25 protein-coding genes and 1 pseudogene are annotated in these 25,306 nt (G+C 64.5%); 15 read left to right on the plus strand and 11 right to left on the minus strand.

What is annotated here, in order from left to right; genetic code table 11:
• Positions 1-64: 64 nt before the first annotated feature.
• The gene (locus NGM15_RS16575) at positions 65-3,289 is read right to left on the minus strand and encodes a PAS domain-containing sensor histidine kinase (protein WP_253433402.1); all 3,225 of its coding nucleotides are present in this window, start codon (positions 3,287-3,289) and stop codon (positions 65-67) included.
• Positions 3,290-3,397: 108 nt separating this feature from the next.
• Positions 3,398-4,264: a dihydrodipicolinate synthase family protein gene (locus NGM15_RS16580; protein WP_253433404.1), complete on the minus strand. Its 867-nt coding sequence runs from the start codon at positions 4,262-4,264 to the stop codon at positions 3,398-3,400.
• Between the two features lie 177 nt (positions 4,265-4,441).
• Here NGM15_RS16580 and NGM15_RS16585 point away from each other — a divergent pair, with 177 nt between their 5' ends.
• The 7 genes and pseudogenes from NGM15_RS16585 (at position 4,442) to NGM15_RS16615 (ending at position 10,941) form a co-directional block, all read left to right on the plus strand.
• Positions 4,442-5,542 (plus strand): AIR synthase family protein, encoded by a 1,101-nt coding sequence (locus NGM15_RS16585; protein ID WP_253433407.1) that lies wholly within the window; start codon positions 4,442-4,444, stop codon positions 5,540-5,542.
• A gap of 485 nt (positions 5,543-6,027) precedes the next feature.
• Entirely contained in the window at positions 6,028-6,207 is a 180-nt protein-coding gene (locus NGM15_RS16590; protein ID WP_253433410.1) for a hypothetical protein, read from the plus strand.
• 248 nt (positions 6,208-6,455) lie between these two features.
• Entirely contained in the window at positions 6,456-7,553 is a 1,098-nt protein-coding gene (locus tag NGM15_RS16595; RefSeq protein ID WP_253433413.1) for an AIR synthase family protein, read from the plus strand.
• Positions 7,550-8,332, plus strand: a pseudogene (gene thiD, locus NGM15_RS16600) (bifunctional hydroxymethylpyrimidine kinase/phosphomethylpyrimidine kinase); the annotation flags it as partial. The gene NGM15_RS16595 and the pseudogene thiD, both read left to right, overlap by 4 nt.
• 305 nt (positions 8,333-8,637) lie before the next feature.
• Positions 8,638-9,897 (plus strand): outer membrane protein assembly factor BamB family protein, encoded by a 1,260-nt coding sequence (locus tag NGM15_RS16605; RefSeq protein ID WP_253433416.1) that lies wholly within the window; start codon positions 8,638-8,640, stop codon positions 9,895-9,897.
• Positions 9,898-10,073: 176 nt separating this feature from the next.
• Positions 10,074-10,445, plus strand: a complete 372-nt coding sequence (locus NGM15_RS16610; protein ID WP_253433418.1) for a tRNA-binding protein — start codon at positions 10,074-10,076, stop codon at positions 10,443-10,445.
• A 52-nt stretch (positions 10,446-10,497) separates the two neighbouring features.
• Positions 10,498-10,941: a DUF5799 family protein gene (locus tag NGM15_RS16615; protein WP_253433421.1), complete on the plus strand. Its 444-nt coding sequence runs from the start codon at positions 10,498-10,500 to the stop codon at positions 10,939-10,941.
• Between the two features lie 45 nt (positions 10,942-10,986).
• On the opposite strand, the gene NGM15_RS16620 is transcribed toward NGM15_RS16615, so the two are convergent.
• Entirely contained in the window at positions 10,987-11,130 is a 144-nt protein-coding gene (locus tag NGM15_RS16620; RefSeq protein WP_253433423.1) for a DUF7557 family protein, read from the minus strand.
• A gap of 69 nt (positions 11,131-11,199) precedes the next feature.
• On the opposite strand from NGM15_RS16620, the gene NGM15_RS16625 reads away from it, so the two are divergent.
• The 4 genes from NGM15_RS16625 to NGM15_RS16640 all read left to right on the plus strand — a co-directional run bounded on the left by NGM15_RS16625 (position 11,200) and on the right by NGM15_RS16640 (position 13,793).
• The gene (locus NGM15_RS16625; RefSeq protein WP_253433426.1) at positions 11,200-11,496 is read left to right on the plus strand and encodes a DUF7545 family protein; all 297 of its coding nucleotides are present in this window, start codon (positions 11,200-11,202) and stop codon (positions 11,494-11,496) included.
• Positions 11,497-11,768: 272 nt separating this feature from the next.
• On the plus strand, positions 11,769-12,350 hold the full coding sequence (locus NGM15_RS16630; protein WP_253433429.1) for a biotin transporter BioY: 582 nt from the start codon (positions 11,769-11,771) through the stop codon (positions 12,348-12,350).
• A gap of 3 nt (positions 12,351-12,353) precedes the next feature.
• A complete protein-coding gene (locus tag NGM15_RS16635) occupies positions 12,354-13,082 on the plus strand; it encodes an energy-coupling factor ABC transporter ATP-binding protein (protein WP_253433432.1) in 729 nt (242 codons plus the stop codon).
• Positions 13,083-13,088: 6 nt separating this feature from the next.
• On the plus strand, positions 13,089-13,793 hold the full coding sequence (locus NGM15_RS16640) for an energy-coupling factor transporter transmembrane component T family protein (protein ID WP_253433435.1): 705 nt from the start codon (positions 13,089-13,091) through the stop codon (positions 13,791-13,793).
• On the opposite strand, the gene NGM15_RS16645 is transcribed toward NGM15_RS16640, so the two are convergent.
• On the minus strand, positions 13,790-14,500 hold the full coding sequence (locus NGM15_RS16645; protein ID WP_253433438.1) for a lipoate--protein ligase family protein: 711 nt from the start codon (positions 14,498-14,500) through the stop codon (positions 13,790-13,792). The genes NGM15_RS16640 and NGM15_RS16645 overlap by 4 nt on opposite strands.
• 54 nt (positions 14,501-14,554) lie before the next feature.
• Between NGM15_RS16645 and NGM15_RS16650 the strand changes: the two genes are divergently transcribed.
• A complete protein-coding gene (locus NGM15_RS16650) occupies positions 14,555-15,451 on the plus strand; it encodes a DUF8155 domain-containing protein (protein WP_253433441.1) in 897 nt (298 codons plus the stop codon).
• Between the two features lie 26 nt (positions 15,452-15,477).
• Positions 15,478-15,708: a DUF8151 family protein gene (locus tag NGM15_RS16655; RefSeq protein ID WP_253433443.1), complete on the plus strand. Its 231-nt coding sequence runs from the start codon at positions 15,478-15,480 to the stop codon at positions 15,706-15,708.
• A 97-nt stretch (positions 15,709-15,805) separates the two neighbouring features.
• Here the strand turns inward: NGM15_RS16655 and NGM15_RS16660 are convergent, their stop codons facing one another.
• Entirely contained in the window at positions 15,806-16,915 is a 1,110-nt protein-coding gene (locus NGM15_RS16660) for an OBG GTPase family GTP-binding protein (protein WP_253433445.1), read from the minus strand.
• 176 nt (positions 16,916-17,091) lie between these two features.
• On the opposite strand from NGM15_RS16660, the gene NGM15_RS16665 reads away from it, so the two are divergent.
• The gene (locus NGM15_RS16665; RefSeq protein WP_253433448.1) at positions 17,092-17,295 is read left to right on the plus strand and encodes a VNG_1110C family protein; all 204 of its coding nucleotides are present in this window, start codon (positions 17,092-17,094) and stop codon (positions 17,293-17,295) included.
• Positions 17,296-17,369: 74 nt separating this feature from the next.
• Here the strand turns inward: NGM15_RS16665 and NGM15_RS16670 are convergent, their stop codons facing one another.
• Positions 17,370-18,710, minus strand: coding sequence for a tRNA(Ile)(2)-agmatinylcytidine synthase (locus NGM15_RS16670; protein WP_253433451.1), 1,341 nt, complete (start codon positions 18,708-18,710; stop codon positions 17,370-17,372).
• 215 nt (positions 18,711-18,925) lie between these two features.
• On the opposite strand from NGM15_RS16670, the gene NGM15_RS16675 reads away from it, so the two are divergent.
• Complete coding sequence (locus tag NGM15_RS16675) at positions 18,926-19,894, plus strand: transcriptional regulator (RefSeq protein WP_253433454.1); 969 nt, start codon at positions 18,926-18,928, stop codon at positions 19,892-19,894.
• Between the two features lie 55 nt (positions 19,895-19,949).
• On the opposite strand, the gene NGM15_RS16680 is transcribed toward NGM15_RS16675, so the two are convergent.
• From NGM15_RS16680 to NGM15_RS16700, 5 genes are all read right to left on the minus strand, one after another.
• The gene (locus tag NGM15_RS16680) at positions 19,950-20,609 is read right to left on the minus strand and encodes a DUF7504 family protein (protein WP_253433458.1); all 660 of its coding nucleotides are present in this window, start codon (positions 20,607-20,609) and stop codon (positions 19,950-19,952) included.
• Positions 20,606-21,247, minus strand: coding sequence for a response regulator (locus NGM15_RS16685; protein ID WP_253433460.1), 642 nt, complete (start codon positions 21,245-21,247; stop codon positions 20,606-20,608). The genes NGM15_RS16680 and NGM15_RS16685 overlap by 4 nt, the downstream gene beginning before the upstream one ends.
• A 31-nt stretch (positions 21,248-21,278) precedes the next feature.
• The gene (locus NGM15_RS16690; RefSeq protein ID WP_253433463.1) at positions 21,279-23,375 is read right to left on the minus strand and encodes a PAS domain-containing protein; all 2,097 of its coding nucleotides are present in this window, start codon (positions 23,373-23,375) and stop codon (positions 21,279-21,281) included.
• A gap of 156 nt (positions 23,376-23,531) precedes the next feature.
• Positions 23,532-23,786 carry a glutathione S-transferase N-terminal domain-containing protein gene (locus NGM15_RS16695; protein ID WP_253433466.1) on the minus strand — a complete coding sequence of 85 codons (255 nt, stop codon included), beginning with the start codon at positions 23,784-23,786 and terminating at the stop codon, positions 23,532-23,534.
• A 76-nt stretch (positions 23,787-23,862) separates the two neighbouring features.
• Entirely contained in the window at positions 23,863-25,275 is a 1,413-nt protein-coding gene (locus NGM15_RS16700) for an NCS2 family permease (protein WP_253433469.1), read from the minus strand.
• Positions 25,276-25,306 lie beyond the last annotated feature (31 nt).

The following is a 25,306-nucleotide window of genomic DNA, read 5'->3' on the forward strand; positions in this document are numbered from 1 at the left end:
TTCGGCCCCTACATCTCGAGGGCCCCGAACGGATCCGAAACGAGCCACCGGATCCGGTTTTCTCTCACTCATCGTCGTCGCCGTCGCCGCCGCCACCGCCGTCGGCCGCGGCCGGAAGGGCAAACGAGAATGTCGCACCCTCGCCCGGTTCGGAGTCGACCCAGATTGTGCCTCCGTGACGCTCCAGGACGCGCTGGCAGATCGCCAGGCCGATCCCGGTGCCGGTGTCTTCCTCGCGTGAGTGAGCGCGGTTGAAGACGTCGAAGATTTGGTCCGTCTCCTGGGGATCGATGCCAATGCCCTCGTCTCGCACCGAGATGACCCAGTCCGATTCGTCGCACTCGGCCGAGATGTGCACGCGCGGTGGGGCGTCGCCGGCGTAGGTGAGCGCGTTGGCAATCAGGTTCTGAAAGACCTGTCTGAGTTGACTACCATCGGCCCGGACCCGCGGCATCGGATCGGCGGTGATCACCGCGTCGGTCTCCGCGACTCGCACCTCGAGGTTGGCGAGCGCCTCCTCGAGAGCCTCGCCGGCGTCGACCGGTTCGAGCGGGGCTCCCTGGGTGTCGATCCGCGAGTACTGGAGCAAGCCGTCGATCATCTCGCGCATTCGTTCGGCACCATCGACGGCGAATTCCAGGAATTCCTCGCCGTCCTCGTCGAGGTCGTCACCGTATCGGCGCTCGATCAGTTGCAGGTAACTCGAGACCATTCGCAGGGGCTCCTGGAGGTCGTGGCTGGCGGCGTAGGCGAACTGCTCGAGGCGTTCGTTCGAGTCCTCGAGGCGGTCGATCGTTCTCTCGAGTTCCGTCCGGTACTCGGTGCGCTCGATCGTTTCCGCGAGAATGTTGGCGACGCTCTGGACGAAGTTCACGTCCTCGTCGGTGAACGATCGGTGGTCGGTGTCGTGGACGCCGAGGATGCCCCACGGATCGTCGGCAGAGCCGATGATGGTGCTGATGCCACTGGAGACGTCGTGTTCGGTCAGCAGGTCGGGCCCCCGGAATCGGGTCTCTGACTCGAGGTCGTCGACCACGACGGGTTCCTCCGAGACGAGCGTGTACCCGGCCTGGGAGTTGTCGGTCGCGGAGACTGCTGCCGTGCCGACGATTCCCGCCTGCCAGCCGACACCCTGTCGGAGTCGCAACTCGTCGGCGACGGAATCGAGATCCAGGACCTTGCTGTAGTCGGCCTCGAGCGCGTCGGCGACCTGCCGTGTCGCCTCGTGCATGAGGTCGTCGATGTCGTTCGTCTCGATGGCGAACTGCCCCAGGTCGGCGATGACCGCCTGCTGGACGGCGCGGCGTTGCAGTCGATTTCGCGATCGGACGCGTTCGGTGATGTCCGCGAGGTAGACCGACTGGCCGGTCTCGGAGGGATAGACCGTTACCTGGAGCCAGGCGTCGGCTGGCTCGTAGTACGCTTCGCACTCGACCGTGGTCCTGGTTCGCTTCGCCTCGCGGGCCGCGTCGGAACACGCGGTTGCCTCGAGCTCGGGGAGGGCGTCCCAGATCGGCGTGCCGAGCAGTTCCGGCCCCGAGACGTCAACCAGGTCTGCGAACGCCTCGTTGGCGTAGATGACGTGCCAGTCGGTGTCGACCGCGTAGAAGGCGTCGTCGATCCGCTCGAACAGGTCGTCGAGTTCGGTTCGTAAGTCGTCGCGCTGTCGCTCGATGCGTTCGGCCTGTACCTTCAGCTGCGTGATGTCCGTTACCGCGGCGACGACGTGGCGAACGGTACCGTCGTCTCGCGTGACGGGCGCGGCGTTGATCGAGAGCCACCGGGGCTGGCCCTCGGCGTCTTCGATCCAGATCTCCGTGCCCGTCACCGCCTCGCCGGTTTCGAGCGCCCGGCTGATCGGCCGGTCCTCGAGTGGGATGTACTCGCCGGTCGCATCGTACATGTCCCGCTGACCGGCGCTGTAGGCTTCCATCGTATCCACCGATCGGTCGAAGATCTCCGCCAGCCGGTCGTTCGCCCGCATGGTCGTCCCGTCTGGATTCGCGACCATGATCCCGACCGGACTCGTCTCCAGGACCCGGTTTATCAGATCGCGCTCGTGTTGGAGTTGCTGTTCGTGCTCGCGCCGATCGGTCATGTCGCGAGTGACTTTGAGGAACCCCCGGTGGGTACCGTCGCCGTCGAAGATCGCCGTGATGGTGACGTTGGCCCAGAACGTCGTGCCGTCGCACCTGACGCGCCATCCCTCGTCCTCGACCGACCCCCGCTTGAGGGCAGTAGCGAGGTTTCGTTCGGGGACGCGCTCGGCTCTGTCGTCGGCCGTGTAGAACCTCGAGAAGTGCTCGCCGACGATCTCCTCGCGGTCGTAGCCCTTGATCTTCGAGGCACCCTCGTTCCAGGAGACGACGCGGCCCTCGGGATCGAGTCGGAAGATAGCGTACTCCTCAACGGCGTCGACCAGTGAGGCAAACTCGGCCTCGCTCTCGAGGAGGGCGCCCTCCGAGCGCTTCTGTTCGGTGATGTCGGAGTAGAGTTCGACCCGACCGCCGGCGTACTGGCCCGTCTCGATCGGCTTGCTCCAGTGTTCGAGCCAGCGACCGGTCCGCTCTTCGTCTTCGGTGACGCGACACTCGAAGCGCTCGACGGTGTCGTTGTCCTCGTAGCTCGCGAGGACGCGTTCTGCGAACGTCTCGGAGTCGGCGACCCGCTGGCTGACGTCGCCGACGATGTTCCGTTTGTCGTGACCGACGAGTTCCGCTCGCGAGAGTCCGAAGTACTCCTCGATCGTTTCGTCGGCCCACGCGACGGTGAACTCGTCGTCCAGGACGATGACGCCGATCTCGGCGTCGTCCAGGACGCTCGTGATCGACCGGTAGGTCTCTCGGGCGGATTCGGCGCGTTCGCGGTGGCGTTCGCGTTCGGAGACGTCCCGCGCGACGCCGATCGTTCCGGCGAACGCGCCGTCTTCGATTAGCACCGTCATTCGGACGTCGCAGGGAACCGCGCCGCCGCCGGCAGTCCGGATCGAAAATTCCATCGTCGACGCGTCGTCGGTTCCCTCGTCGAGTTGTCTCCTGATTTCTCGTTTCCCCCGAGCGACGTCCTCGGCCTCGAGGAGCACCGAGATGTGCTCACCGACGAGTTCCTCACGGGCGAATCCCGTGGTCTCGACGATCGCTTCGTTGACGGCCTCGAAGCGGCCGTCGGCGTCGAGCTGGTAGAGCCCGTCGTCGACCGTGTCGACGAGCGTCCGGTATCGGTCCCGTGCCACGTCGTCGGCTACTCCCTCCCAGAAGGTCGTTCGTGTGCCTATCGACCGGTCGCTCATACGTCGTAATGAACGCTCGATGGGATAAAATCTCTGGCATGCTCCCCCATGAAGGCAGCCTGTGGCGAACGAAATTCGAGCGTCGAGAGCGGGCGCGACGAACGACCGTCAGGCATCGAGAGCATCCTGGAGCACCGCTGTGATCTCGTCCGCGACGTCCTCGTTTACCGGCTCGAGCGGTCGGCGTGGGGGCCCGACTTCGAGGCCGCGGTAGGCGAGGACTGCCTTGATGCCGGGAACGCCGTAGCGAGCCGTAAGTGTCCGGTTGAGTTCCACGATGTCGGCGTTCAGGTCGCGCGCGGCGTCGTCGTCGTTCCGATGGGTCTCGAAGATCTCGCTCGCCAGATCGGGAACGGCGTTCGCGACCGCCAGCACCCCGCCGTCGGCGCCGGCGTCGAGCGCGTGGGCGTAGACGCTCCCGTGGCCGACGAGGACCGAGAAGTCGGCGTCGGCGGTGAACCGGACGAGGCGCTGGATCGACTCGAGGCTCCCGCTCGAGTCCTTGATTCCGGCGATATTCTCGTGGGTCGCGAGCGACTCGACGAGCCGCGGCGAGAGCGGATAGTCGGTGAATTTCGGAACGCTGTAGAGGTAGATGGGAATCGGCGATTCCTCGGCCAGGTCGCGGTAGTAGCGCCCGAGCGCGGCGTCGTCGCTGCCGTAGTACGACGGCGTCACGACGAGAGCAGCGTCGGCACCCGCCGTGGCTGCGTCCTCGGTCGCCTCGAGCGTCGGTTCGTATCCCTCGTGGCCGGTGCCCGCCAGGACGGGTTTCTCGGTCGCGCCGGCCACCGTTTCGACGACCTGCGTTCGTTCGTCGGCGGTCAACAGCGGCGCCTCACCCGTCGACCCACAGGGGACGAAGAAGTCGATGCCCGCGCTCGCGAACCAGTCCACGAGGGCCTCGAGGCGCTCGTGATCGACGCGTCCGTCGTCGGCGATCGGCGTTACCAGCGGCACGCCAGTTCCGTGCATGGCGGTCGTTCGGTGGTGGCGGCTAATAGCTGTGGCCGTTCGAACGCCGACGACCATGCCGCAGTCGTCCACCTCGTCGAGCCTCGAGCGTGTCTCTGCGGTGTCGTTGGGACTCGAGTGCGTATTTTTCCTTACTATTGAAATCATACCGAATAGATATAGGTAATATAGTAATCGATGGATCGAGAACCACTCGAACGAGCGATCAGCAGGCCTAAGCGCCCGCCTCGAGAACGCCCGACCGTGACCGACCCCTCGCGCGAACCCGCGCTCGGCAAGATCGACCGGACGGTGTTCGAGCGACAGATCGCGCCCCGGCTCGGCGCCGACCGCGACGACGTCGTGCTCGGACCCACCCACGGCGTCGACTTCGGCGTGCTCGACGTCGGTGGTCGAGCCGTCGTGGTAGCGACCGATCCGGTGTCGATTCTTCCGGATCTGGGCCTCGAGCGCGCCGCCAGGTTCGCCCTGGACATCGTGCTCACGGACGTTGCGGTCAGCGGAATCTCGCCGTCGCACCTCTCGATATCGTTCACCTTGCCCCCCGAAATGACCGACGAGCAGTTCGCGACCGTCTGGGAGGCGATCCACGAGGAGTGCGTCGACCTCGGAATCGCAATCACGGCGGGCCACACCGCCCGTTACGCCGGCATCTCCTACTCGTGGGTCGGCGGTGCGACGGTGCTCGGCGTCGGCGACCGCGAGGACGTCGTCCGCCCCGACGGCGCCCGTCCCGGCGACGCACTCTTGCTCACCACTGGGCCGGCCGTCGAGGCAGTCGCCCTCCTGAGCACCCTCTTCGGCGACCGGATCGACGTCTCCGAAGCCCTCCTCCAGGATGCCCGGGACTGCCTCGACGATAGCTTCGCGGTTCGCGACGCGCTGGCTGCGGCGGCGAGCGCTCCGGTCCACGCGATGCACGACGTGACCGAGGGTGGCCTCGCGGGCGCACTCGTCGAGATGTCGGAGGGGTCGGGGACTCGTTTCGAGGTCGATCGGTCGGCGGTTCCGATCCGGCCGGCCGTCCGCGCTGTCTGTGACGCCCTCGAGATGGACCCCTGGCGGGCGACCAGCTGTGGCTCACTCGTGATCGCGGTCGATCCAGGGGACGTTTCGGCGGTGGTCGACGCGCTCGAGAGTCGTGGAACGACCGTCGCTGAAATCGGGCACGTCCAGGAGGCCGGCGTCGCTCCCGAAGCCCGCGTCGATGGCGCCGTGCTCGAGCACCCCGGCGTCGACTCCTCGTGGGGAGCGTTCGAACGCCTCACAGGCGAGTAGACTGCTCGAACCCGAATCTCGAAAATAGGTGGTGATTGCTCAGTACAGGGAAGGTGTAATCGGAGAATCTGCCAATCTATCTTCAAATTTCCAAACCCGGTTTCTGAATACAGAAGGTGTATCTCACACGGCCCTCGTTAATTTCCACTCACCACATTTGAATGAGCTATCGTGTGGAGGAGCGACCTGAACGGCGGAGATCCTCACGAGGAGTGGTATCGACTCATCTCGAAACTCCGTGAGTACTTGAACGTTTTCGATCTGAAACAGTTGTACGAACGGAAATTCTATCGATTCAAGGACTATCACTCGGATAATAAAATACGGGAGGCACGTGCCGGTTCGTATGCCAAGGCGCAATCGACGGTCCATGCGAAGGTGGCGGTAACGACGAGAAATCCGATTACGAGTGCGAAGCAAAAGAGGGCGGCGACGCTGGTAACGAGAGCAACGAAGCCGGCGGAGACAATGAAAACGGCAACAGCTTGAGCGCCGGGGACGACGACACTGGATCGAACAACGTCTCGAACGAAGTGAGCGAGGACGACGAGATGCCCGGCTTCACGGGCGGTGGCGGTCTCCTCGGCGCCGGGGCCGTCCTGGAGTGGCTGCGCCGGAAAGCTAGCGTCGATCAATCGACCGACGTGAACGAACCGGCTGAGTAACTTCGTTTGAACTGACCACTGGTACGTAGGACCTTGCGCTGTGTATTCAGCACGACTCATCGAACACTATCTGTACTTGATAGACATTCTGGCGTTTCGTTCATCGCTGTATTGGTCCGTTCCAGCCTGAATGCGACATCAGCGAGTCCATACGCGATAGGTAGCGCTCGAATCTCATTTTTCGACGTGATCTGGCTGCGAACTCGAGCGAGCAACATCCATTTGTACAACCGACGAATACCACACGTATGGACGAACTCGGCAAGGCCGACCGGGAATTCTTCGATCAGTACCTCTACCCGAACCTGGGTGCCGAGCGCGAGGACGTGCGACTCGCACCGCAACACGGCGTCGACTTCGGCGTCGTCGATGTCGGCGGCACCGCCGTGGCGATGGCGACCGATCCCGTCTTCCTCATGCCCTCGCTGGGCTTCGAGCGGGCGGCGTGGTTCGCCTTCCACATCCTCTTCAGCGACGTGGCCGTCTCGGGGCTCGAGCCCGCGTACCTGAGCGTCGACTTCAATCTCCCGCCGGAGATCACCGACGAGCAGTTCGAGACCGTCTGGGAGACGTTCGACCGGGAGGCGCGCGACCTGGGCGTCTCGGTCGTCACGGGCCACACTGCTCGCTACGCCGGGTGCAACTACCCGATGGTCGGGGGCGCGACCGTCGTCGCCGTCGGGGACCACGACGAACTGATTCGCCCTGACGGCGCTCGACCGGGCGACCACGTCCTGGTGACGAAGGGGCCGGCCATCGAGACGACCGGCTTGCTGGCAATTCAGTACGAGTCCCTGCTCGCAGAGCGGATGGACCCCGACGCGCTCGAGGCCGCGAAAGACCGCTACTACGACATGAGCCCCATCCAGGAGGCGATGCTCGCGGCAGAGGTCGGTGGCGACGCCGTCACAGCAATGCACGACGCGACCGAGGGTGGCGTCTACGGCGGCCTGTTCGAGATGGCCCGGTCGGCGGGCGTCGGGATGCGGATCGACCGCGACCGCGTGCCGATCATGCCCGGCGTCCGCGAGACCTGCGAAGCCGTCGGCGTCGACCCCTGGATTTCGATCAGCGAAGGGACGCTGCTCGCGACGGTCGCTCCGGATGGTGTCGACGACGTGCTCGAGGCGCTCGAAGTCGAGGGAATCCCGGCGGCGGTCGTCGGCGAGGTCACGGACGGCGAGGGTGTGGTCGTCGACGGCGAGACGATCGACCACCCCGGGACGGACCCGTTCTGGGGAACCTTCGAACGATTGGCCGGGGAAGCCTCGAGCGGGGACGAATCGAGAGAACGAGGCGAGAACGGATCGGGAGACGGGGACGCGAACGGAGGCGACGACCGATGATCGCCCCTTCGCCCGAGACGTTGCCCGTCGCCCTCACTATCGCGGGCAGCGACTCTGGCGGCGGCGCCGGCATCCAGGCCGACCTGAAGACGATGGCCGCTCACGGCGTCTTCGGCACGAGCGCGATCACCGCCGTCACCGCCCAACATACCCGCGGTGTCGAGTCGAGTTACGTCCTCCCGCTCGAGGAGATCGACGCCCAGATTTGGGCGGTGCTGGACGACTTCGACGTTCGCGCGGTGAAGACAGGAATGCTCGCGACCGCCGACGTCGTCGACCTGGTGACCGAGCACGCGAGCGACCTCGAGGCGCCACTCGTCGTGGATCCGGTGATGGTCGCCACCTCGGGCGACCGGTTGCTCGACGCGGATGCGGAGTCCGCTTACCGAGAGCTGTTCGCCCAGGCGACGCTCGTCACGCCTAACGCCGACGAGGCGAGCGTGTTGACGGGGATCGATGTCGATAGTCACGACGCAGCGCGTGAAGCCGGACGGGCGCTCCTCGAGACTGGCACCGACGCCGTACTGGTGAAGGGTGGCCACGTCCCCGGTGAGACGGTTCGGGACCTCCTCTGTACCGACGACGGGATCACGGCGATCGACCACCCGCGAATCGACACGGAGGCGACCCATGGCTCGGGGTGTACGCTCTCTGCCGCAATCGCGTCGAACCTGGCTCGGGGCGAGAGCCTCGAGGTGGCCGTCCAGGACGGGATCGAATTCGTCGAGGCTGCGCTGACTAGCTACGCCGACGTGGGTCGCGGAGCGGGCGCGGTGAATCCGACTGCGTTACTCGAGTGAGTCCTGAAGGTGACGTGGTCGAGGAGATTGAACTGGGGGAATGGGTGGGGGGGGGGGGCGACGCCCGACGTTCAACGTCCAACGTTCAACGTCCAACGTCCGATAGACGGTTCTCGTCGTCGAGTCACGTCGAGTGTTCGGGCTGACTGCCGCCAGCGTGTGTCGTACCAAATCACCGGCGATCGTTTGTTTAACCAGTCATTAGATTAGCTTGAACAGTTGCTCACTACACAACTGTAGGATAGTACGTCGATAGTAATGAGATGATTCGACCGTTCGACGGTATGGGAAAATGGCAACGCCGTTCCTTCCTCGCAACTGGTGCAGTACTGTCGACCGGCGTCGGACTCGCCTCGTCCGGGGCGGGAGACGCCGACGACGGTGACGACCCCTCCAATGTCGACGGATCACTCGACGCGAAGCTTCCGGACTCGACTCGCCAACCGAACTCCGATATGAACGAAGACTGGGCATCCTACCGCGGCGACGCGGGACAGACCAGGTGCATCGCCGACGGACACGACTTCGATGGAGACGCACTCGCCCCTGTCTGGTCGGTCGACCACGACGGCTCGGTCGCCGTCGCCGACGACACGGTGTACACTTCGACCGCCGACGGCGTCGTTGCACTGGACGCCGAGGACGGGACACTCGTCTGGGAGAACACGGATGTCCTCGCGCACGACCCCGCGGTCGCCGGCGGAGTGGTCTGTCTGACCACCGACGAGGGCGTCGTGGCGCTCGACCGATCCGACGGCGCCGTCCGCTGGGAGGCATCCTTCGATCCGGCGGACTCGGTTACCCGGCACGCAGTGGCCTACGACGCCGCGTTCGTCGTCGTCGATGGAACCCTCTACGCCCTCGAGGTCGACGACGGCTCGATTCGGTGGGAACGGGAGTCGGTCGCACTCGAGTCACCCGCCAGCCCGGACGGGTCGTTCGAGTTCTCCAGGGCCCCCGCCGCGGCGAACGGCGTCGTCTACGCCGCGACCCAACGAACCGTCCTCGCACTGGAGCCCCAAACTGGGGACGAAGTCTGGCGAAAGGAGGAAGTCTATCAGGACGTCGAAAGCCCGATCCACGCGAACGAGAGCGCGGTCGTCGTCGACTGGTGGTCGGACCTCGAGCAGGGCGTACACGATCCGCAGACGGGCGAAGTGAGAGGCCTGATCACGTCGGAGACGGACCACGAGGTCTCAATCGGCGAGGACATGTACACCACCGGTGACATCTTCAACCTCTACGGCGGTTCTCTCGAGGATTGCGAGCACGAGTGGGAGGTCCCCTGTGAATACAACGCCGGACAGGCCGTTATCAGCGGCGAGACCGTCTACGTCTACTTCGGACGTGCCGAAGGGGATACGGGCGACTACGACCAGGAACTCGCCGCCCTGGACAAGGACGACGGAACCGAGAAGTGGGCTATTTCGAAGGACGATGCCCCTATCGGGTACGTTCGGGCGATCAGCGGCGACACGCTGTACGTCGATCACGAGGGAGACCTGGTCGCGTTCAGGGAGGGTGCGCCCGACGACGGCTGCTGACGACTTCGAACACCCGTTTTGCACCTCCAGACCCGACTCGTCATCGATTTCCTCGATCCTGGCCCCCGACTTGTCAACGAATCCCTCGGTACTGACCTCGATTTTGACTCCGGCTTCACTCTTTGCCTCGAGCGAACCGCTGACGTATTTCTGTCTGGCGCTCCTATCTCGAGACGATGCCGGAGAGTCCGTTCGACGTCGAGATTCGTATCGGAGAGATCGTCCGTGCGGAGTCGTTTCCCGAGGCGCGAAAGCCGCACATGACGAAACTGTGGATCGACATCGGTTCCGGTTCCGATTCCGATTCCGATTCAGACACCGGTGACGATTTCGTTCGATCGGCCGGCCAGCACGACTACCACTACGATCCTAAGGAACTGATCGGTCGCCGGGTTCTCTGTGCGACGAACCTCGGGAGCGTTCGCATCGCCGGGTTCAAATCCGAGGTTCTCACCGTAGGCGTTCCGAGCGACGAGGGATACCCCGTGCTCGTGACCCCCGACTCCGAAGTTGACGCGGACGTGCCACTTGGCGGCGTCCTCTACTGACCCTCGAGCGGCGGAGGGAAACCCTGATACTGTCGTCGCCTAATTGTCACGCATGGGAACCGAGTGGACCGACCGGATCGTCAGCGAGCGCATGACCGTCGACCGGGAGTTCTCGACGCGGGTCCAGAGCTCGCGCTTTTCGAGCCAGGAGTGGAGCCTAATTATGACCGCGACCGAGTTCGAAATCGAGAACCCAGAAGACCTCGAAACCGCGCGCATGGTCGCCAATACCGACAAGATCGACCAGATCCTGCCGGAACTCGAGAACGTCCGCTCTCAGGTCGGCGCGATGGGCGGTGCCCCAGGGGGTAGCAACGACTCGGGCGGGGGCGTGCTCGATTCGATCAAGGGCGCCCTCGGGATGGGCGGTGAAAGCTCTCACGACGCCGAACGCGAGGCTGCCGAGGCGCTCACCCAGGAGTACGCCGAGAAACTGCAGGCCCGCCTCGAGGAAAACGGCCGCTGGGAGGGGATCTGTGCGACTGCGGCGGAGTGACGCCGCTCGAGTGGCTCGCCTCGGTGCGCGCGTCGCTCCGTCGAATCAATCGCCCGCGTGAAACAGCGTTCGCTCACTCGACTCGTAGATGTTGATCAGTTCGATCACGAGTTCGTCGTAGGACTCGTCTTCGATCCGCAGAGCATCCAGCCGCTCGATGGTTTTCTCGTCGAGTTCGACCTGGGGCATGGTCGACGGTTCGATGCCGACGGCAATAAAGGCACAGTACCTTTAAGGTTGCCCGCCAAGGGACAGTCGATGACAGACGACATCGAGACGACCACGTTTTCGATCGAAGCCGACGACGGAGACGCCGACACCGACGAGGTCACGCTCCCGACCGGCCTGGTCGACCTCCTCGCGGAGGAGGGTCAGGGTGAGGCCGAGACCGTCGCGGACATCACCCTGCTCTCGTTCGCGAGCCGCGCCCACCACCTCGTCCACCACGGCGAGGATCCAGGCGAGGACCTCGAGGCCCAGGAGGAGCGCGTCATGGACCTCTTCGAGGAGCGCTTCGGCGTCTCGTTCGCGGAAGCGACGGGCCACCACCACTGAGGCGGCGCTCGAGCTCGGGCGGCCTCGAGCCGATTTTCGCGTTTTCGACACTACTCTCGAGCCGTGTTGCCACCTCGAGCCGTGTTGCCACCTCGAGCCGTGTTGCCGCCTCGAGCCGTGTTGCCGCCTCGAGCCGTGTTGCCGCCTCGAGCTACGTCACCGGCGATTCTGCCGACGGCTCGAGTCTCGAGGGACCGAGATTCGGAGACGGTACTCGTATGACGACGGACGTAAACCGAAGAATTAAATCGGGTTTACGAGTGACTCGAGGTATGGCTACGTCAACCGAAAACGTCGACCTCGTCGGCGGCGACGTCGTGCGTTCGTTCGCTCGAGCTGCCCTGTTAGCGGTGTTGATCGGCGCGAGCGCCTACGTATCGATTCCACTGCCGGTTTCGCCGGTCCCGTTCACGCTCCAGGTGTTGTTCGTCTTCCTCGCAGGACTGGTGCTCGGGCCCGTCTGGGGCGCCGTCTCGATGGTGCTGTACCTCGCCGCCGGTGCGATCGGCGTTCCCGTCTTCGCAGGGGGCGTAGGCGGCGTCGGTCACCTGTTCGGCTACACCGGGGGATACCTCTGGTCGTACCCGATCGCGGCGTTCGTTATCGGCCTCCTCGTCCACCAGGGCTGGCGGGTTCGAGACCCCGCGACGATACAGAAAACGACGCTCGCCGCGGCGCTGCTGGTTGGCCTCGGTATCATCTACGGCCTCGGCGTCCCGTGGCTCGCCTGGGTCCAGAGCCTCTCGTTGGCCGAGGCGGCCATCATCGGCATGGCGTACTACGTTCCCCTCGACCTCGTAAAACTCGCCGCCGCGATCGCGATCGTTCGGAGCGAACGGATTCCCGTCGCCTAGTCGATGATCGAATTTCGCGACGTTCGCTACGAGATCGAGGGCGTCACCGTCCTCGAGTCCATCTCGCTCGAGATCGGGAGCGACGAGTTTGTCGTCCTCGCGGGGGCGAACGGGAGCGGGAAGACGACGCTCCTGCGTCACTGCAACGGTCTGCTGACGCCGACGACGGGGACGGTCCTCGTCGATGGCACGCCGGTCACCGACGACCTCGTGGCCGCCCGCACGGCCGTGGGAATGGTCTTCCAGCACCCACGAGACCAGTTCGTCGCCGCCACGGTCGGCGCGGACGTCGCGTTCGGACCCGAGAACCTCGGCCTGGAGCGGGCCGAAATCGATCGCCGTGTAGCGGACGCGCTCGAAGCCGTCCGACTCGAGGGTCGCGAGGCCGGCCGAATCCACACTCTCTCTGGGGGCGAACAGTCCCGCGTCGCCATCGCGGGCGCGCTCGCGATGGAGCCGACCCACCTCGTCCTGGATGAACCGTTCACCGGCCTCGACGACCCTGCCCGGCGGGCCGTCCTCGAGCGCCTGGCTGCCCTCTCCCGGCAGGGAACCGGAATCGTCCTCGCAACCCACGACCTGCGGGACGTCCTCGAACTGGCCGACCGGGTGATCGTTATGCGAAACGGCGCGATCGCGATCGATAAACCACCGGCCGACGCTCGCGATTCTCTCGAGGGCGAATCATTTGCCGTTCGCGCGCCCGGCAGCGGTTCGCGAGTCGGGGACTGACGATCGATGCTCGGTTACGAACCCGACGACACGCTCGCCCACCGCCTCGATCCGCGGTCGAAACTCGCCGTCCAGATCGGGTTCTCCGTCGCGGCGCTGGCTCACCTCTCGCCGCGACTGCTCGCGGCACTCACCGTCCTCGCGGTGGGGTTCCTGTGGTCTGCGGACGTTTCGCCGCTTCGTGCGCTCGTCGCCTACCGGTTCGCGCTGCCGTTTCTGCTCGCGGCCCCGGTCGTCGCTGCGCTCTCTCTCGGCCCGCCCTGGCTCGAGCCTGGCGACGCGATCGAGCCGATGCTTGCGAGCTACCGCGTCCTGTTGATCGTCCTCGTCAGCGCCGCCTACGTGCGCTCGACGCCGGTTCGCGCCTCTCGGGCGGCTATCCAGCGAACGATTCCGGGGAAACCCGGCCAGGTGCTGGGAATGGGCGTCGCGCTCGTCTTTCGGTTTCTCCCCGTGCTCCGGGCCGATCTGCGGTCAATCCGGGACGCCTCTGCGGCTCGACTGGGGACCGAACGGGGCTTGCTCGAGCGGGTAACCCACCTCGGGGTGACGGCCCTCGAGCGAGCGTTCCTCCGGGCCGACCGACTGGCGATCGCAATGCAGGCGCGGTGTTTCGCCTGGAACCCGACGCTCCCGGAACTCGCGCTCACACGACTCGACGTGCCAGCGTTCGGGCTTGCCGTCGCGCTAACGGTATCGGCGTTCCTCTAGGCGTCGAGTTCCTCGAGAATGCGTTCCCGCTCGCCGACGAGTGCCGACTCGAGGACGCGCCGCACCCGTTCGGGAGAGACGGCCGAGCCGTCTGTGACACCACCCACTGATTTCGGATCGAACGCCACCTCGAGCGCGTCGTAGACGGCCTCGAGGACGTCTCGGATTTCGTTGCTTGCCTCGACGAGCAGAATGCCCGAGACGAGGGCGGCGTCGCTCGTCACTCGCTGGGCGATGCCGACGACCTTGCGACGCGTCCCGCCCGCCTCGAGCGAGAGGGAGTGGGCCCCCGGACAGAAGGAGTCGTCGGGCTCGCCGCGAATCGGTTCGACGCCGAGGGCTGCGAGGGCCGATTCGACATCGGCCGTGAGCCGTTCGTAGCGCTCGTCGGTCCCTCGCCGAAAGTCCGCGACGGGTTCGGCGCGGGCGAACGCCATCACCTGAACGCCGTCGTAGGCGACCGCTCGACCGCCGACGTTGCGCTCGACCGGTGGGAACCCGCGTTCGTCGGCGGCCTCGCGGGCCCGTTCGTACCCCTCGCGGCGGGCGTCGCGGCGGCCGAACGCGACCTGTTTGTGGGGCGTCCAGACGCGAACCGCCGGTCGTCCCGCGGCGGCGATCTCCAGGAGCCGTTCGCTCGCCGCACGGTCGGCGTCGATGGTCGGCTTCCGGCCCCGGAGGACGCAAACCGGCGGAGTCGCTGGCATACCCGGAGCGTGGAGTCGAACTATCTAAATTCCCGCGACTCCGATTTGCGGTCGATGGACACGCCGGGACCGGTCGCGCTGGGCCCGTCGGTGCTCGAGCGCTACGCTCGCTTCTCGCTGTACAATTCGCCGTACCCCGCCCACAACCGGGGCTGTGCGATCGACCTCTATCCCGGGACGCTCCAGGACGGCCGGACGACCGCGGCGCCGAGCCCCGTCTCGGGGACCGTCCTCGAGACGCGAACCGTCCGAGCGCCTTCGAAACCGTACGCGGCCGATCACGACCATCTGATCCTCCTCGAGTGCGACGAGCCGTTCGCTGGATTGATCGCCAGAATCCTCCACGTCGACCCGTCCGTCGAGGCGGGCGAGACGGTCGAGGCGGGCGAGTCGCTGGGTCGGCTCGTCCGGGCCGGCTTCTTCGCCCCCTGGGTCGACAACCACCTCCACGTCGGCTTTCGCCGACCAGACCAGAACCTCGACCGGGCGTCGGGATCGCTCCCGCTGGCGCTCGACCTGGAGGTTCGGCCGCTCGCGTGGGACGGCGCCGGAACGGTGGTCGACGTCGGCGAGACGTACGCCGTGCTCGACGCCCCGGCGCATCCGTCTCCTGGAGCGGCGTTCGTCGGCATCGCGGCGGACGACGGCGGCGTCCTGGACGGTGGGATGCCCCACTACGAGGGTGGAGGCGTCCTCGGCTCCGCTGCCAAGTCCGATGTTCGACTCGGTGGAATCCGACTCGGCACACTCGACGACGGCGGTCGAACCGTCGACTGGGATCGCCTCACGGTAACCGTCGACGGCACGCCGATTACCGGACTCTCGTTCTTCTGTGCGCGCGACGCCGACTTCGGCGCGAAGCTCATCTGTCCGGACCAGGACCTCGTCGTGGGCTCCCAGGTCGCAGTCGAGATCCGAAATGGTAGTTTCGGCGCCAACAGAAAGGGTTAGGTCGCTCGAGATACTGATGGCCGGTAATGGCTGCACTGAATACGGATGTCGTCCTCGAAATGGCGACGCTGCTACTTTACTCACTGATCGCGGCCGCCTTGACGGTGGCCGGGGCCGCCGCGGAGCTGCTGAGCGTCCAGAATCTCGGCGCCGGTGAACTGTCCGTGGCCGTCTGGGCGGGAGTGCTCGGATTCGTCCTGCTGTACGCCGGTCTCTACGGCATCGGCTACCAGAAACTGCTGGTTCGAGTGATCTGAGTCGCCTCTTGCTTCGCCGATCGATCGTCGACTGACGAGCGACGGCGTTCTCGTCGCCGATCCCTGGTCCGAAAACCCTACCGATCAGACAACGCCGCTACCGGCGCAAAATCAGCTTCAACACGTCCTCGTCCTCCAGGACGTGCTGGTCGCCCACCTGCTGTTTGTCGTGGGTCGCGCTGGGACCCGACACCCGCGCGAACCGGAATCGCTCCTCGAACTCGCCGCCGAGTTTGTCGACGGCATCCTCGATGGTCGACCCTGCCGGGATGACGAGCGGTTCCTCGTAGTCGACCCCTCGTCCTGGTTTGTCCATGTAGACCCGGATCAGGTCGAGGTTGTTCCACATGCGATCCTTGAGCGCGTCGAGTCCCCTCTCTTCTTCGGCGCTGATGAACGTGACCTCACCGGGGTCGAGGCCGCGCTCGCGGAGTTGCTCGTCGACGGTCTCCTTGTACTCCGGGGTGATCAGGTCGACCTTGTTGACGCAGGTGATCGACGGGATGTACTCCCGGTTTTCCATCAGGCCGTCGATCAGGCGGTCGATGTCGACTTTCTCTCCGAGGTTGAGGTCGGCGTTGACGTAGCCCTGGTCGCGCAGGACCTCCTTGATCGTGGCCTCGTCCAGGTCCTGGTCGGCGCTGGAGGTGATCTTGATGCCGTCTTTGATCTTCGGCCGGACGGTCACCCGGGGCGGTTTCTTGTCGACCCGGATGTTGATGTTGTACAGCTCCTCCTGGAGGCGCTCGTACTGCTCGATTTCGAACACCGAGAGGACGAAGAGGATGAGGTCGGCGTTTCGGACGACCGAGAGCACTTGCTTGCCGTCGCCTTTCCCGGTCGCCGCGCCTTCGATCAGACCGGGCACGTCGAGGAGCTGGATGTTCGCACCGCGGTGTTTGCACATTCCGGGATTGACATCGAGGGTGGTGAACTCGTACTCGCCGGTCTCGCTCTCGGCGTTGGTTAGCGAGTTCAACAGTGAGGACTTGCCGACGCTCGGAAACCCGACGAGGCCGACCGTCGCGTCGCCGGTCTTCTCGACGGAGTAGCCCGTGCCGCCGCCCGCCGAAGACTGGTTCTGGAGCTTCTCTTTCTTCTCGGCGAGCTTCGATTTCAGCCGACCGATGTGTGCCTCGGTCGACTTGTTGTAGGGCGTGTTGGCGATTTCGTCCTCGATTGCCTGGATGTCCTCCTCGAGCCCCATTCTATCTAGCCTCACCCGCGCGTGGCGAAAAACCCTTTCGACCTCGTGCAGGCGTCGCGTTGCGGTCGAGACTGCGGAGACGCGAACCGGGACGCCTGGGCCACCGATTTTCGATTCGGTGCGACGGACACTTCGACACACATAAACGACCGGCAACGCATCGTTTAGCCGAACGAATGCCAGATCCGTCGAGTTTGCGCGACAGCACGCAAATTGTCCTCCCGCAGGAAGCCCTCGCTGGCCTCGAGGCACAACTCGACGAGGAGTTTACGATAACGATTTTCCCCGAAGGCGATCGGTACTGCCGGATCATCGGCAGCCCGGTCGAGATCAAGGAAGCGAGTCAGTTCCTGGTACGCCAGGGCGTCAGTCTCCCCTGACTCCCTGACTGCGGTCACGATTACGACTACGATTACGATCACGACCACGGTGACGGCCACGATTACGGTCGCGATCACCGCTCCGGGTGCGTCGGCCCGTCGAACCCCCCTCTGACCAGCGGTTTCGCGACGTGGCGTCGCGCACACGGAGGCACCTCGTACCACCCGACATCGAGGTCGCGCTCGAGGGGTCGGTCGACCTTCGTCTCCGCCGCCGTCCCGCAGTCGCGACACCGGTATCCCTGGCCCCGACCGGCGCTCTTCATCCGTCGGCCACAGGACTCGCAGGTCGGCGTCACGCGCTCGGTTTCGACGAGGTCACGAACCGCGAACTTCTCGAGCTTCAGAGTACCACGGGCAACCTCGCCACAGACGGTGAGCCGGTCGCCGACCCGCAGGGCGCGAACCCGGTCGCGAAAGCGTTTGGTGGGCTCGAAGGCGGCGCAGGTGAGCGTCTCGGTCGCCTCTACGCTCGAGGCGGGCGAAATATCGCCGTTGGCTGGGTCGACTAGCTTGAAGAAGACGTGCCCACCCTGTCGCGTTTCGGGCTCGCCGGCGACCCGGCCTTCGAGGCGGTAGGCCCGCCCGTCTCGGACTGCCGCGAGCGACTCGAGGGTCGACCCGTCCTTGAGGTGGACATCGGTTCCCTGGTTGGTCACGAACCGCTGGGTTCGGGCGACCGGTTCGCTCCCGATGGATCTGGAGACGGTCCGGACGGCTTCCGGGTCGTCGCCGCGGATCCCGTGCAGGATCGGCCCCGGCGTGTGCGGTACGCAGACCGTCTCGCCCTCGGCCCGGTCGACGGTGTCCCATACGGTCGGATACCCTTCCTCGGCGGCCGCGAAGACGCTCTCCTCGTCGACCGTTCGCGGCGTTCCCCACCGTTCCGGTTCCCGATACGAGATATACTCGTGGGTCCAGTCCCGCTCCTCGAGGGCGACCCAGGCGCCGACCGCCGCCAGCGCGCCGATCTGTCCGCGGCCGTTGCCCGCCCCCCATCGGCGATAGCCGTGGTCATCGGCCAGCGTCGTGGCCTCGGCAATCGACAGGTGGTCGCGGATCGCCGACAGCGTGAACGCGCTCACGCCGTCGGGAACCTCGTCGGGAGCGTGGCCGGCGACGACCAGTCCTGGATTCGTTCGATCGTCCGCGGTCTCCGCGAGATCCTCGAGCGTCGCCCGGGCGACCTCGAAGGCCGTCTCTGGATCGCACTCCTGGTCGTGGCCGAGGTGGATCGCGAGGGCGGCGTTCCCGCGAGTCTTGTGTTCGACGGCAGGGTTGAGGCGGACCAGGAGCAGGCGCTCGACGGTCGCGTCCGTCTGTTCAGCCAGGCGGCTCGCCACTTCGGTCGCGACGTAGGTCGTACACATTCCGCGCTCGCGGGAGTCCGTATCGTCGAGGCCGACGACGGTCATCGGTGCTCGTTGGACCGCGAGTCGTTAACCGGTTTCGCCTCGCGGTTCTACGAGTCCACCAGGCCGATCCCGATCGATCGTGTCAGTTCGTCTGTTATAAAACCGGGTACTCGAATCTCGAGGAGTGGCGACGATCCGGCCGAAACCCAAAAAGACCGGACAGCACGGCGCCATCGGGGAAACGCTCATATACCAGGAGTGACTTACCTTTCCCTATGTCCCGATCCGCACTGGTCGGCAACGTCACCGCGATGCTCGAGGACGCGGGCTTTACGGTGAGCGACCGGTGTGCAATTCGCCCGAAGAGCTTCGACATCGCGGCCCGCCGCGGCGAGGACCTGATCCTCGTGAAGATCCTCGGCAACGTCGATGCCTTTAACCAGGCAACCGGCCACGAGATGCGCCGACTCGGCACCTACCTCGAGGCGACGCCGCTGGTCATCGGCCTGCGCAGTCGCGACGAGGACCTCAAACCCGACGTGGTCTACTTCCGCCACGGCGTCCCGGTATTCAGCCCCGACACGGCCTACAGCCTGTTCGTAGAGGGCGTCCCGCCGCTGATCTACGCCGCCCCAGGCGGTCTCTACGTCAACATCGACGGCGACTTGCTGGCCGACGAGCGCGAATCTCGCGAGTGGAGCCTGGGCCAGCTGGCGAACGAACTCGGCGTCTCCCGCCGGACGGTCTCGAAGTACGAGGACGGCATGAACGCCTCCATCGAGGTCGCGATGGCGCTCGAGGATCTCTTCGACGCGCCCCTGACCAGCCCGGTCGACGTCCTGGAGGGCACGGAGGACGTTCGCGAGCGCGACGCGACGCCCGAAGAGCCAGACGCCGACCCCGACGACGAGGAGGTCGTCGCGGTCCTCACGCGGGCGGGCTACCGGGTCCACCCGACGCTGCGCTCGCCGTTCAAGGCCGTCAGCCAGGACGAGGCCGACGACGAGGACGTCGTCCTCACCGGCCACTCTCAGTTTACCAAGGCGGCGGAGAAACGCGCCCGGATCATGAGTTCCATCGGCCAGGTTACCCACACTCAGTCGGTCTACGTCGTCGACCGTGCGAAGCAAGAGAACGTCGACGGGACGGCGTTAGTCGAGCGTGAGGAACTCGAAGGCCTGGACGACGCCGCGGAACTCAGGAAGGTGATTCGTGAGCGGGCGAAGCGAGAAGAAGCGGCCTGAATCCGAATCTAAATCCGAACTCGGGTTTGTAGCCCCTGTATTTCTGCCGACGACGCTACTCGAACGCTGTCCAGGCGGTCGATTTTCGGCCGAACCCGCGAACGCGACACTCCCAGTTGCCGGCACCTGTTTCCTGTAGTTCGATGACCCCGTCGAACTGGCCCCGGACCGTGTTGATGATCTGTGTGTCGTGTGTGTCGTCGTTGAGCGTGTAGATCCCGAGGCCGTTCGTGTCGTTTACTCGGTTGGCAAAGACGTACAGGAACTTGAACACGGTGTTGCTATCGAGGTGCTGGAGGATGGACGAAACGGAGATGAGGCCGTACCTGATGTCCGAAACGCCTCGTTCGTGAAATCGGTTGAATAGTTTGGCCGTCCCGATGCTGATCCCGGTCAGGTCGGCTGGTGAGGAGACTGACTCCGTCATCTCCTCGATCGTCGGTCGGGTGGTACCCCCACCGCAGTTGATGACGCCGACCTGCTTTCGATCCAGCGACGCGACGTGTCGATCGAGGTTGCTGAACAGTCGTTCTGCGTTACCTGTTGTAATGCACAGAATGCCGTCACCCGCTTCGTAACCGGTCGCGAGCAGACGAAGCGCTAGCTCGCGTTTCCCGCTCATCGACGGCCCGATGACCGCGACGTTCGTCCCCGGCGCGACCTCCTCGAGCAACCCGTCGGGGAGTACTCCTGCGATGTCGTACCCGTCGGTCATCGTTCCTCTTCGCCGTCGGTGATCCGGTTGACTGCATCTGAACCGTCCTGGTCGCCGCCTTCAGCGTCGTCGGCCAGTTCACGGATCGCACTGACGAAGTCGATATCGGAGCTCATGTCCCCGAGCCCTCCGTCTATCTCGGCCTGTTTCGCGTCGATGCGGTCGAGAAGGTTCCGGTACTCGTCGCTCGCTTCTAGCTCGGCGAGCGGTTTTTCGGACTCGAGGGCGCCTTTCCGGGCCAGCAGCGAGTGATACTCCTGTAACGCTCCATCGAGGGTCGCCCGCTCGAGCAATTGGTCGATCGTTCCGATCAGGTCTGCTCGCTCCGGCGGTTTGGTGATGTACGCGTCGAACCCCATCTCGACGACGTCGAAGTCGGGTTCGACTGCCGTCACCATCGCGACGCGACAATCGATTCCGCGTTCGCGGATCTCGCGCAGGACCTGTTCGCCGGATAGCTTCGGCATCATCCGGTCCAGGAGAACCACGTCCACCGTGTCGTCGACGACATCGAGCGCGTCCTCGCCGTCGTGTGCGCGCCTGATTTCGTACCGACCCGCGAGCCAGAGTTCGTAACTCTCGGCCACGTCCGGTTCGTCTTCGACGATGAGGACGACCGGAGCGTCTGCGTCCGTCATTTCCTTGCCCTCGGTACGGAGAGCGAACGTATCACGTTTTTCCCCCTCCGTTCGCTTTCGGGAGTTCGAGAACGAAGCAGGCGCCGCCGGAGTCGCTGTCCGTCACCCTGACCTCGCCGCCGTACTTGTCGACCATGACGTCGACGAAGAACAGCCCGAAGCCTGACCCCGTCTCTTTGACGTGGGAGGTCGTACCGCGACGGAACACGCTTTCTTTGCGCTCGTCGTCGATTCCAACCCCGTTATCGTCGATCCGTATCGTGACGCCGTCGCCGTCGGTTTCGACCGTCACCTCGACCCGGAGGTCGTCCGTGTCGTTGTGTTCGATGCTGTTCGCCAGGAGGTTGCCGAGGACGTCGGACAGCAACTCGTCGGCACGAACGGACACGTCCGAGTCGAAATCGCCGACGAAGACGATCTCGGGGTGCGCGTTTTGCAGTTCATCTAGCTTCCGACGAAGCATCGCGGCCGCATCGACCGGTACGACCTGGCTCTCCTCGTCCGGCGTCGTGAGCGTCTCGATGACGCGCTGGACGCGCTTCGTGACCGCCGTCGTGGCGTCACACCAGTCGACGATCGTCCGCGCATATTGCCCGTGCTCACCCTCGAGTTGCTCGGCCAGGAGTTCACCACGCGTCTTGATGATGGTCATTCCGTTCAACACGTCGTGACGGAGGATCGAGTTGAAGAACTCCATTTGCTCGCGCTGGCGTTCCAATTCGGTGATGTCCATCGAGACGCCGATGAGTTCGGTTACGTCGCCGTTCTCGACGATCGGTCTGAACTGGCTCTGGAAGTAGTGGTTTTCGACTTCGAACGTGAGAGACACCTCTTCGCCTTCGAGCGTCCGTTCGACCGCCTCGGTGATTTCCGGGTTGGCCGCGTACACGTCGAACACGGATTCGCCGGCGACGGCGCCGGGCTCGAGACCCAGCATCGTCAGTCCTTTGCCGCGAGATTCCTGGAAAACTCCCTCGCTATCGATCCGGTAGAAAATGAGTGGCATGGAGTCCAGCACCATCCCAAATCTCTCCTTCTGGTCGGTGATGTCGGCCGAGATGACCGCGACCCCGTCCTCGTAAGGATACGCCTGCGCCTCGATCCAGTACTCGTAGTCTTCGACGTAGAATTCACAGGACGTTACCTCCTGACGCTCCTTCGCTTCCTGGAAGGTCTCCTCGAGGATCGATCCTCGCGTGCCGGGTAACGTCTCCCAGATAGACGTTCCAATCAGTTCGTCGACGGTCGTTTCGAGTCGTTCGGCCAGCACCTCGTTGCAGTACGTCAGTGTCCAGTCGCTATCGAACGTATAGTAGGCCTCCGGAAGACGGTTGACGAGTTTCCTGTACTGCAGGTCCCGTCGGTGGAGTCGTCGCTCCTGTTCCTTGCGCTTCGTGATGTCGGTGACGATTCCCACCATTCGACCGTTGCCGTCCTCGAATCCGTACGTTTCGGCCCGTGCGTATCCCCAGCGCTGCTCGCCGTCGTCACGGAGGATTCGGTATTCGAGCTGGAACACGTCGTCCTGCTCGATGGCCGTCTCGATAGCCGACTTGACAGCAGGGCGGTCGTCGGGGTGGACGCGCTCGGCGAACGCCTCGAAGGTTCCTTCGAACGTGCCGGGCTCGAGTCCGAACAGTCGTTCCATCGATTCGGTCCAGGTCACCTCGTCGGTTTCCATATTCCACTCCCAGACGCCCGTGTTCGTTCCGGCCAGAGCGATGTTGAGCCGCTGAACAGTCGTGTCGAGCGTTCGGGATTGCGTTCCTTCGGACCCACGTTCGCGGATGGTCGACATCCACCGGCGACCGCCGTCGACGTCGAGTAGCGTGAGCGTCAGTTCGACGCGGCGCTCGGTCCCCTCGTCGGTTTCCAGGACGTACTCGAACTGGTGAGATTCGTCCGTTCGGGGTGTCTCGAGGATCATCGACAGGGTATCCCCGTCCGAGGGACCACCGTCACTGATCACCTCGACGAAGGACGCACCCTCGAGTTCGGACGGTTCGTACCCGAGCACGTCGGCGTACGCTCGATTGACGTCCTCGAATCGTTCGGTCCGGGGATCGATTATCGCGACGCCCTCGGTGAGTTCCTCGAACACTCGCGTATAGAGAGAGGATTCGGACATCGAAGTAGCGGCATTTCGTACCGCCTCACCATATATATGAATAAAAATAATTTGACATGCATGACGTGGTGACGTGGTGATGCTTCTCCGTTCGCTTCCGGATCGGTTTTTCGTCACGAGATGAGCGATGCCGACTGTCGTCGTCGAGTCGTCGGCCTACGCCTCGGCGCCGTAGGTTTCTTCGAGATACGCGACGATGTCGCTACTCTCGGCCATTCCCTCGACGCCGTGAGCCTCGTCGACGATGATCGGGACGCCGGTCTGCCCGCTGACGGCCTCGACCTCGGTGCGCTCGTTGCGAGCAGCCGGAACCTGGACGGTGTCGTACTCCAGGTCGAGGTCCTCGAGTTTGGTTCGGACTTTCGCACAGAACGGACAGCCGGGCAGTTCGTAGAAGGTAATGTCTGTCATGTCTGAAAAACGGGGCTCGAGCGAGAAGAAAGACGTGGTTGCGGCAGTCTGCCGACGTTCTGCCGTTCGCGAACGATCAGCCGAGCATTCCACTCGTGTAGACGTAGAAGTAGCCCACGAGCGCCAGCGCCATCAGCCACTGGCCGAGACGCACGTCCTCGAGTTCGCCGGTGGCGGCCTTGATGATCGGGTACACGATGATCCCGGCAGCGAGGCCGTTCGCGATGGAGTACGTCAGCGGCATGATCGTGATCGTTAGACCGGCCGAAACCGCCCAGGCAGGGTCCTGCCACTCGACGTCCAGGACGCCCTCGAGCATGATGATGCCGACGACCACCAGGGCGATGAAGGAGGCGTAGGCGGGAATCATGGCGATGAGCGGAATGAGAACTAGCGCAGCGAGGAAGAGGAGCCCGACGACGAGCGCGGTCATGCCCGTGCGTCCGCCCTCCTCGACGCCGGTCGAGGACTCGATGTACGTCGTTACCGTCGAGGTGCCCACCATCGCCCCGACGGTGGTGCCGACAGCGTCGGCCATCAGCGGCTTGTCGATATCGGGTAGGTTGCCGTCTTCGTCGAGGAAGCCGCCGAACTGAGAGACGCCGATGAGTGTCCCGGCGGTGTCGAAGAAGTCGACGAAGAAGAACGTGAAGACGACCAGCGTGAACGTGAGCGGATCGACGTCACGCAATCCGTCGACGAACGCAAAGAGCAGAGGTGAGATGTCGTACTGCGGAGACGTGACGACGGCGAACGAGAGTCCTCCGTCCTCGGCGACGAGCGCTCCCGGCAGGACTTCGTTACCAGCGAGACCCGAGAAATACGTCAGCCAGCCGAGTACGGTCGTTCCGAGAATCCCGACGATGATCGAACCCGTGATGCCGCGTGCCCAGAGGACGAACGTGATCAGCAGGCCGAACAGGCCGAGTAAGGCGGCGGGATTCGTCGCGAGCCCGCCGAGCGTGACCGCCGTGTCGGGGTCGGGGACGACGATCGACATCTCGAGCAAGCCGATGAAGAGCAGGAAGATCCCGATCCCGGCACCGACGGCGAACTTCACCGGTTCGGGAAACAGTCGGATGACGTACTCGCGAGCGCCGATCGCCGTGATCGCGATGAAGAGTATTCCCTCGACGAACACGGCCGCGAGCGCAGTCGTCCAGTGAATTCCCATCCCGATGACGACCGTGTACGCGAAGAAGACGTTCAGTCCCATCCCGGGCGCGAGGCCGAACGGCCGGTTCGCGTAGAACGCCATCACGAAGATGGCGACCGCCGAGGCGATGATCGTCCCAATGGCGATCATCTGTACGGTGGCGGTGAAGCCATAGCCGGGGATGTCGATCGCCTGCGCCAGAATGAACGGGTTGACGAGGATGATGTACGACATCGCGAGGAACGTCGTGAGCCCCGCGATCGATTCGGTCCGCAGGTCCGTGTCGTGTGCCCGGAAGTCGAAGTACTCCGCGAGCGTGTCGGTTGCCCCCATGTTGGACGTTCGAGCATAGGTGAGGGGGGTC

The sequence above is a fragment of the Natronosalvus halobius genome (genome assembly GCF_024138145.1).
Lineage (GTDB): Archaea > Halobacteriota > Halobacteria > Halobacteriales > Natrialbaceae > Natronosalvus > Natronosalvus halobius.

Bases quoted from the DNA above. Each gene is read 5' to 3' on its own strand.
- NGM15_RS16575 (WP_253433402.1), bottom strand. From the start codon at position 3,289: ATGAGCGACCGGTCGATAGGCACACGAACGACCTTCTGGGAGGGAGTA.
- NGM15_RS16580 (WP_253433404.1), bottom strand. From the start codon at position 4,264: ATGCACGGAACTGGCGTGCCGCTGGTAACGCCGATCGCCGACGACGGA.
- NGM15_RS16585 (WP_253433407.1), top strand. From the start codon at position 4,442: ATGGATCGAGAACCACTCGAACGAGCGATCAGCAGGCCTAAGCGCCCG.
- NGM15_RS16595 (WP_253433413.1), top strand. From the start codon at position 6,456: ATGGACGAACTCGGCAAGGCCGACCGGGAATTCTTCGATCAGTACCTC.
- NGM15_RS16605 (WP_253433416.1), top strand. From the start codon at position 8,638: ATGGGAAAATGGCAACGCCGTTCCTTCCTCGCAACTGGTGCAGTACTG.
- NGM15_RS16610 (WP_253433418.1), top strand. From the start codon at position 10,074: ATGCCGGAGAGTCCGTTCGACGTCGAGATTCGTATCGGAGAGATCGTC.
- NGM15_RS16615 (WP_253433421.1), top strand. From the start codon at position 10,498: ATGGGAACCGAGTGGACCGACCGGATCGTCAGCGAGCGCATGACCGTC.
- NGM15_RS16620 (WP_253433423.1), bottom strand. From the start codon at position 11,130: ATGCCCCAGGTCGAACTCGACGAGAAAACCATCGAGCGGCTGGATGCT.
- NGM15_RS16625 (WP_253433426.1), top strand. From the start codon at position 11,200: ATGACAGACGACATCGAGACGACCACGTTTTCGATCGAAGCCGACGAC.
- NGM15_RS16630 (WP_253433429.1), top strand. From the start codon at position 11,769: ATGGCTACGTCAACCGAAAACGTCGACCTCGTCGGCGGCGACGTCGTG.
- NGM15_RS16635 (WP_253433432.1), top strand. From the start codon at position 12,354: ATGATCGAATTTCGCGACGTTCGCTACGAGATCGAGGGCGTCACCGTC.
- NGM15_RS16640 (WP_253433435.1), top strand. From the start codon at position 13,089: ATGCTCGGTTACGAACCCGACGACACGCTCGCCCACCGCCTCGATCCG.
- NGM15_RS16645 (WP_253433438.1), bottom strand. From the start codon at position 14,500: ATGCCAGCGACTCCGCCGGTTTGCGTCCTCCGGGGCCGGAAGCCGACC.
- NGM15_RS16650 (WP_253433441.1), top strand. From the start codon at position 14,555: ATGGACACGCCGGGACCGGTCGCGCTGGGCCCGTCGGTGCTCGAGCGC.
- NGM15_RS16655 (WP_253433443.1), top strand. From the start codon at position 15,478: ATGGCTGCACTGAATACGGATGTCGTCCTCGAAATGGCGACGCTGCTA.
- NGM15_RS16660 (WP_253433445.1), bottom strand. From the start codon at position 16,915: ATGGGGCTCGAGGAGGACATCCAGGCAATCGAGGACGAAATCGCCAAC.
- NGM15_RS16665 (WP_253433448.1), top strand. From the start codon at position 17,092: ATGCCAGATCCGTCGAGTTTGCGCGACAGCACGCAAATTGTCCTCCCG.
- NGM15_RS16670 (WP_253433451.1), bottom strand. From the start codon at position 18,710: ATGACCGTCGTCGGCCTCGACGATACGGACTCCCGCGAGCGCGGAATG.
- NGM15_RS16675 (WP_253433454.1), top strand. From the start codon at position 18,926: ATGTCCCGATCCGCACTGGTCGGCAACGTCACCGCGATGCTCGAGGAC.
- NGM15_RS16680 (WP_253433458.1), bottom strand. From the start codon at position 20,609: ATGACCGACGGGTACGACATCGCAGGAGTACTCCCCGACGGGTTGCTC.
- NGM15_RS16685 (WP_253433460.1), bottom strand. From the start codon at position 21,247: ATGACGGACGCAGACGCTCCGGTCGTCCTCATCGTCGAAGACGAACCG.
- NGM15_RS16690 (WP_253433463.1), bottom strand. From the start codon at position 23,375: ATGTCCGAATCCTCTCTCTATACGCGAGTGTTCGAGGAACTCACCGAG.
- NGM15_RS16695 (WP_253433466.1), bottom strand. From the start codon at position 23,786: ATGACAGACATTACCTTCTACGAACTGCCCGGCTGTCCGTTCTGTGCG.
- NGM15_RS16700 (WP_253433469.1), bottom strand. From the start codon at position 25,275: ATGGGGGCAACCGACACGCTCGCGGAGTACTTCGACTTCCGGGCACAC.